Source organism: uncultured Tenacibaculum sp. (assembly GCF_947494125.1).
Lineage (GTDB): Bacteria > Bacteroidota > Bacteroidia > Flavobacteriales > Flavobacteriaceae > Polaribacter.
The window spans coordinates 1-441 of record NZ_CANLTU010000047.1; the positions used below are offsets into that span (position 1 = coordinate 1).

A 441-nucleotide genomic window follows, 5' to 3' on the forward strand; every position below is an offset into this window, starting at 1 on the left:
TGTAGGTAAAATGACTATGGAATAAGAAATGAAATTTATTTACAATAAGTAAAATGCGTATTACACTTGTTGTGGTTTTGTAATTGCTTTAAAATCTTTTAGAGCTGGCAATTTTAAACCTTTACACCGAAATTTTACAGTTTAAAAAATAATAAAACAACCTAATTAAGCCCTTTTATTAAGATGAGTAGTATAATAGATATTAATAAGATTAAACCTTACTTGAAAAAAAACAAGTTTTATCATTTTTTTATAGACTATGTTACAGATCATGATTCTATGAAACGAGAAATTAGCGAAATTGTAGCAACAAATAGAAAAACTACCATGTATAAAGCATTAAACGTTCGAACTTTCAGAGTTAGAGAAGTTCAAAAATTTATAGAATCTAATGATTTACAAGAACTTTTTTAAGTTCAGTCTTTAAATAGCCTTGCAACA

General features: G+C 25.4%; 1 protein-coding gene. It reads left to right on the plus strand.

The genetic code is table 11. From position 1 onward, the window contains the following. Positions 1-183: 183 nt before the first annotated feature. Complete coding sequence (locus Q0881_RS17745; RefSeq protein WP_299163308.1) at positions 184-414, plus strand: hypothetical protein; 231 nt, start codon at positions 184-186, stop codon at positions 412-414. Positions 415-441 lie beyond the last annotated feature (27 nt).